Source organism: Pseudactinotalea sp. (assembly GCF_048594945.1).
GTDB lineage: Bacteria > Actinomycetota > Actinomycetes > Actinomycetales > Beutenbergiaceae > Pseudactinotalea.
Genome location: NZ_JBMDXJ010000457.1, coordinates 1 through 5436 on the forward strand (window position 1 = coordinate 1; position 5436 = coordinate 5436).

Here is a 5436-nt window from a genome sequence, read left to right on the forward strand (position 1 = left end):
ATGCGGCGCAACCGGAAGAACGCCGCGGGAACGCAGGCTCAGCGGCCCGGCAGTGCGCCAGGTCCGAAGGACCCGTGGGCCGGAGTCAGCACCGCGGAGCTGAGCACCCGCGCCGGCTCGGCCCTGGTGGCACTCGACAACGACGTGCGGTCCTCGGCCAACGAGCTCGCGTTCGCCGAGGCGCAGTTCGGCATCGAGGCGACGCGCGAGTTCAAGGCCACGCTCGAGCAGGCGCAGCAGCAGCTCGGCCAGGCGTTCGCCATCCAGCAGCAGCTGGGCGACTCGACCCCGGAGCCGGAGCCGGCTCAGCGCCAAGGGCTGATCGAGATCCTGCAGCTGTGCCAGGCGGCCGACGAGGCGCTCGACTCCCAGACGACCGCGCTCGGCGAGCTGCGCGCGCTGCAGGACCGCGCGCCCGCGCTGCTCGACGAGCTCGACCAGCGTGCCCGCGAGCTCGAGGCGCGTGTGCCGGCCGCCCGCGACACGCTCAGGCAGCTCGGTGCGACCTACCCGGCGACCGCTCTCGCGACCGTGGCGAAGGCGCCCGACCAGGCGCAGGCGCTGCTGGACTCGGCCGAGCAGTCCGTGGCCGAGGGGCGCTCGCGCGTGCAGGCCGACGACCGCGGCACGGCGGTGGCGTTCGCCCGCACGGCGGAGGACGCGCTGCACCAGGTCGGCGCGCTGCTGGAGATGGTCGCGCAGGCAGGGCAGACGCTCGCGGATGCGAGTGGGCAGCTCGACGGCGCGATCGCCTCGCTGACCTCGGACGTCTCCGACGCGGGTCGTCTCGCACCCTCGGACCCGACGATCGCGCCCGCGGTGCAGCGGGCCCAGGCCGCGCTGCAGGCAGGTGCCACCGCGAAGACCGGCGGCGACCCCATCGCGGCGCTGAACGAGCTCGCGGCCGCCGAGCAGTCGCTGGACGCCGCGCTGGCGCCCCGACGTGAGCAGGAGCAGGTGCAGGCCCGTGCCGGCAGCCAGCTCGTCGCCCAGATCACGTCTGCCGAGAGCGCGGTGCGGCAGGCGAACACGTTCATCGAGACGAACCGAGGCGTGGTCGCGTCCACGGCGCGCACGCGGCTCGCGACCGCCAACGAGGCGCTCGCTCGGGCACGCAGCCTGCAGCAGAGCGACGTGCAGGCCGCACTCACGGCTGCGCGCGCGGCCCAGGACGCAGCATCCGGCGCGATGCAGCTGGCGCAGAACGATGTCAACGGGTGGCGGCGCACGCAGGAGCGCAGCGCCGGTGGTGGGTATTACGGCCGCTCCGGCGGGATCGACGGCGGCTCACTGATCCTGGGAGGCATCCTCAACGAGGTGATGCGCGGCGGTAGCCGTTCCTCGGGTGGACGAAGCTACGGCGGCGGGTGGGGCGGCAGCGGATCCCGCAGCGGTGGTGGATTCGGCGGGGGCAGCCGCAGCGGCGGCTCCAGGATGGGCCGCAGCATGGGCTCGGTGAGCCGCAGCTCCGGGAGCCGACGTAGCGGCGGAAGCAGCCGCCACTCGGGCGGTGGGAGGCGCCGATAGGCCACGGACTCTCAGCGAACACTCATCCGCATCTGACAGCATCGACCCGACCAGACGAAGGGGAACACCTCATGAGCGAGAAGCAGACCATTCTGGGGCGCATCGCCCAGCTCACCCGCGCCAACATCAACGCGCTGCTCGATCGGGCCGAAGACCCGGAGAAGATGATCGACCAGCTGATCCGCGACTACACGAACAACATCGCCGAGGCCGAGCAGGCGATCGCGCAGACGATCGGCAACCTCCGGCTGGCCGAGCAGGACTACAACGAGGATGTCGCAGCCGTCAGCGAGTGGGGCAACAAGGCCCTCGCGGCGTCACAGCGTGCGGACCAGGCCCGCGCCGCCGGGGACACCGCCGCTGCGGACCGGTACGACAATCTCGCCAAGGTCGCGCTCCAGAAGCAGATCGGCTTCGAGAACGAGGTGAAGCAGAGCGAGCCGCTGCTCGCCTCGCAGAACGAGGTCGCCGAGAAGCTCAAGCAGGGCCTCGCGGTCATGAAGGACAAGCTCAACGAGCTGAAGACCAAGCGGGACCAGCTGGTCGCGCGCGCGAAGTCTGCCGACGCGCAGGCCAAGGTGCAGGAGGCAGTGGGTTCGATCAATGTGCTCGACCCCACCAGCGAGCTGTCCCGGTTCGAGGAGCAGGTGCGCCGCCAGGAGGCTCAGGTGGCCGGCCAGGCGGAGCTGCAGGCGTCCTCGCTCGACGCGCAGTTCGCCGAGCTGGAGACCGCAGGCGATGTGCTGGAGGTCGACGCCCGCTTCGAGGCCCTCAAGCGCGGCAACCAGCCGGCTGTCGAGGACGCCCCGGTCCAGCCGGCGATCGAGGACGCGCCGGTCACAGACCGGCAGTAACCGGCACTGGGAGGTGCCAACGAAGGGTCCGGCCGCACGCATCGAGCCGGGCCCTTCGCACGTCCCCACTCAGTTGGTCAGCGGGCGGTAGCCCGCCAGCAGGCCGGCAATGATGCGGACGAGCGCGCTGCAACGAGCGCGCTGAGCGTGCTCAGTGGCTCAGCGACGAGCCGCGGCCCGCTCCTCGATGCGGGCAACTTCCTCGGGCTTGCCGTGGAACCGGCGCACGCTCCAGGCGACCAGCCCGAGTGCGATGAGACCCGAGAGCACCAGGGTGGTGCCGGTCCCTCGGCCGCCCGGCAACCACAAAATCGCGGGGAGCGGCCACCAGGCCGGCATCTCCGGGCGGATGAGCCACAGCACGCCGAACCCGATGATGCCGAGGGCGAACAGGCAGGAGAGCGCGATCCGCGGAACCGTCTCGACGCCCTCGGCAGCGCCCTTCATCGCCCGGATCTCGATGGGTCGCAGGCGCTTCTCCGCCCACGGGTAGCGCTGCGAGAGGATCACCAGGCCCGAGAACACCATCAGCAGCCCGGGGCCCGGCAGCACCAGCGCGACCACCCCGGCCACCACCAGGGTCCAGCCCAGCACTGTCAGCGCGACGCTGCGAAGGTTCGCCACCCGGACCTCCCTGTTCGTCGACGCCCGCTCGGCGTCGCCGTATCCATTCTCCGATGCCGCGCGGCCGTCGCGCACCGGTGGTCCACGGCACCGCCGTAGGCTGCCGACATGACCGATGGCGATGCCACCCCCGAGCCCCGACAGACGTACCTGCTGGTCGACGGCGAGAACATCGACGCGACTCTCGGGCTCAGTGTGCTCGGGCACCGACCCGCGCCCGAAGAACGGCCCAGGTGGGACCGCATCACCGAGTTCGCCTCGCGTTCGTGGGGCGCGCCGGTGCGTGGCCTGTTCTTCCTCAACGCGAGCACCGGCCAGATGCCGATGAGCTTCGTGCAGGCGCTGCTGGCGATGAGCTACCACCCGATCCCGCTGGCGGGCTCGGGTTCGGAGAAGGTCGTCGACATCGGTATCCAGCGCACGTTGGAGGCGCTGAAGGACCGCCCGGGTGATGTGCTGCTGGCCTCGCACGACGGCGACTTCCTGCCACAGCTGGAGGCACTGCTCGACGGCGAGCGGCGCGTGGGCGTGCTGTGCTTCCGGGAGTTCGTCAACGCTCGGATCACCGAGCTGACCCACGCGGGCCTGGAGTTGTTCGACCTCGAAGACGACGTGGCGGCATTCAACACGCCGTTGCCGCGGGTGCGGATCATCCCGCTCGAGGCGTTCGATCCCACGCGTTACCTGTGACCTTCCTGAACGCATTCCCGCGACCTCCACAGGCGGTTCCCAGGTAATCCTCAGGTGGTGCGCGCAGACTGATGTCCATGACCACTGCCGCACCCGAGCACGTTGAGGCCCGCCTCCTGGTGGTCGACGACGAACCCAACATTCGTGAGCTGCTCGCCGCCAGCCTGAGGTTCGCGGGCTTCGAGGTGGACACCGCCGCCGACGGCCAGCAAGCGGTGAAGAAGGCGCTCGAGAGCACACCGGACCTCGTGGTGCTCGACGTCATGCTCCCCGATCTCGACGGCTTTACCGTGACGCGGCGGCTCCGCGAGCAGGGCAAGCACATGCCGGTGGTGTTCCTCACCGCGCGCGACGACACGACCGACAAGATCGCCGGTCTCACCGTGGGCGGCGACGACTACGTGACCAAGCCGTTCAGCCTCGATGAGGTGATCGCCCGCATCCGGGCGGTGCTGCGGCGCGCCAAGACCACCGCGGCCATGGCCGAGGACTCGTTGCTGAGGGTCGGCGACCTCGAGATGGACGAGGACGCGCACGAGGTCCGTCGCTCAGGCGAGTCGATCGACCTCTCCCCCACCGAGTTCACGCTGCTGCGCTACCTCATGCTCAACTCCGGGCGGGTGCTGAGCAAGTCGCAGATCCTCGACCACGTGTGGGCGTACAACTGGGGCGGCGACGGCGCGATCGTCGAGTCCTACATCTCCTACCTGCGCCGCAAGGTCGACGCCCCGTTCGACGGTGAGCCGCTGATCCACACCAAGCGCGGAGTGGGGTACATGCTGCGCGCGCCGCAGTGAGCATCGAGCGGCCCGCACCGGCGCCAACGCGACTACGAGGGTTGCCGCTGCGATGGCGGCTCTCGCTCATCACCGCGGGGCTGATCCTCGTCGCCCTGGTGCTGACCGGAACCGCCGTGGTCGCCCTGGTGAGGAACTCTTTGATGCAGCAGGTCGACGACCAGCTCTTCGAGGCGGCGCAGTCCTACGCCGACGACGTCAGCGGCAGCGTGATGCGGGAGTGCCCACCCGAGCAGCCGCCCCGTCCGACCGACTACTTCGTGCACGTCGAGCTGTACAACGGCTGCGCGTTCCGCATCGAGGCGACCACGATCGGCGACGGCATCCAACCGGCACTGCCCGACTTGGCCGAGCCGCTCGGAGCCGGCGAGGAGTTCACGGTCGCGTCCACGTCGGGCAGCACGTTGTGGCGGGTGGGCAGCTACGCGCTGGTGTCGCCGAGCGGTGAGGTCGGCACGATGATGATCGCGGTCCCGATGACCAGCGTTCTGAAGACTGTCTCCAACCTGATCCGCACGATGGCACTCGTGGGCCTGGGGGTCGTGATCGCCGGCGCCCTCGCGGGCTACTGGGCCGTGCAGAAGTCGCTGCGCCCGCTGCGCGACATCGAGACGGCGGCCGGAGCAGTGGCAGCGGGGAACCTGTCGCAACGGGCGCCGGTGCAACCGCCCACGACCGAGGTGGGACGGCTCGGGCTCTCGTTCAACGCGATGGTCGCGGAGCTCGAGCGATCGTTCGCGGAGCGGCAGGCGTCCGAGGCCCGGATGCGGCGGTTCGTCTCCGACGCCTCGCACGAGTTGCGAACCCCGCTGGCCTCGATCCGCGGCTACGGCGAGCTGTACCGGATGGGCGCGGTCCCCGACGGTGAGGTCGGCGCGACGATGAGCCGGATCGAGAACGAGGCCAGCCGCATGGGCGGCCTCGTCAACGATCTGCTCGCGCTG

At 70.5% G+C, this 5436-nt stretch carries 6 protein-coding genes; 5 read left to right on the forward strand and 1 reads right to left on the reverse strand.

Translation table 11 applies throughout. From position 1 onward, the window contains the following. Positions 1-1527: TPM domain-containing protein (locus ACOJSN_RS20765; RefSeq protein ID WP_420114383.1), on the forward strand; the 1527-nt coding region annotated here is incomplete at its 5' end. A gap of 71 nt (positions 1528-1598) precedes the next feature. Beyond that, positions 1599-2381: a PspA/IM30 family protein gene (locus tag ACOJSN_RS20770; RefSeq protein ID WP_420114384.1), complete on the forward strand. Its 783-nt coding sequence runs from the start codon at positions 1599-1601 to the stop codon at positions 2379-2381. 159 nt (positions 2382-2540) lie between these two features. Here ACOJSN_RS20770 and ACOJSN_RS20775 read toward each other — a convergent pair whose 3' ends face one another. Next, positions 2541-3005: a PGPGW domain-containing protein gene (locus ACOJSN_RS20775; RefSeq protein WP_420114385.1), complete on the reverse strand. Its 465-nt coding sequence runs from the start codon at positions 3003-3005 to the stop codon at positions 2541-2543. Between the two features lie 108 nt (positions 3006-3113). Between ACOJSN_RS20775 and ACOJSN_RS20780 the strand changes: the two genes are divergently transcribed. The 3 genes from ACOJSN_RS20780 to ACOJSN_RS20790 form a co-directional block, all read left to right on the forward strand. After that, a complete protein-coding gene (locus ACOJSN_RS20780) occupies positions 3114-3695 on the forward strand; it encodes an NYN domain-containing protein (protein WP_420114386.1) in 582 nt (193 codons plus the stop codon). A 77-nt stretch (positions 3696-3772) separates the two neighbouring features. Then, the gene (locus tag ACOJSN_RS20785) at positions 3773-4492 is read left to right on the forward strand and encodes a response regulator transcription factor (protein ID WP_420114387.1); all 720 of its coding nucleotides are present in this window, start codon (positions 3773-3775) and stop codon (positions 4490-4492) included. A 41-nt stretch (positions 4493-4533) separates the two neighbouring features. After that, on the forward strand, positions 4534-5436 hold a 903-nt coding region (locus tag ACOJSN_RS20790), incomplete at its 3' end, for a histidine kinase dimerization/phospho-acceptor domain-containing protein (RefSeq protein WP_420114388.1).